Raw genomic sequence first — 697 nt, forward strand, 5'->3', positions numbered from 1 at the left:
CAACGCCCGGTTGGCCGCGATCACCGGCGGTGGCACCACCGCGGCGAACGCCGCCTCATAAGCCGCCGCCGCCGCGGCGGCCTGCACCGCGGCCTGCTCGGCCTGCGCCGCCGTGCTGGCCAGCCACTCCGCATACGGGGTGGCCGCGGCCGCCATCGCCGCCGAGGCCGTGCCCGCCCACCCTTCGCCGGATAACCTCCGGGTCGGCAGCGTAGGAACACGCTTTAGCGCGCGAAAAGTGCTGCGCTAAAGCGTGTTTCGCGTTTGCGCCCAAGAACCGACTCGCGGCGGAGGCCTTGCCCACGCCCCCGGCCGGCCCCTGTCCGGGCCGACATCGCCGCGGCCTTTATTGCGACCGGATTTTTTGTCCAGCGCCCACGTCGATCCGCCCCGGCTGCGCGGGATCGCTTATCGGCCGTGATCCGCCCGGCACCCGTTCCCGCAGGTAGGCGTGCACACGGCGAACGCGGGCGGCCGCCGGCCCGGCCGTTGCGCTGTCCGCTGACCCGCTGGAACGGGGCGCCTCCCACCCGGACCGTCGAGTCACGGGCAGCGAGAAGACGGGGCGGCGCTCTAGCCTTCGCAAGCAAGCGCATCGCTTGAAGCCAGCTATCTAAAACACTCGCGAGGGAAACACATGGTTCGAGCCGGGGGGTTCGTAGGTGTTTGACTTCGGGGCGTTACCGCCGGAGATCAA

The 697-nt window shown here is 70.9% G+C and carries 1 protein-coding gene; it reads right to left on the minus strand.

Going from position 1 to position 697, the window contains the following annotated elements; translation table 11 throughout:
- Positions 1-156, minus strand: a 156-nt coding sequence (locus tag A9X05_RS32720) for a PPE domain-containing protein (RefSeq protein WP_156736765.1), incomplete at its 3' end; no start/stop codon positions are given.
- Positions 157-697 lie beyond the last annotated feature (541 nt).

Source organism: Mycobacterium sp. E3298 (genome assembly GCF_001666895.1).
Lineage (GTDB): Bacteria > Actinomycetota > Actinomycetes > Mycobacteriales > Mycobacteriaceae > Mycobacterium.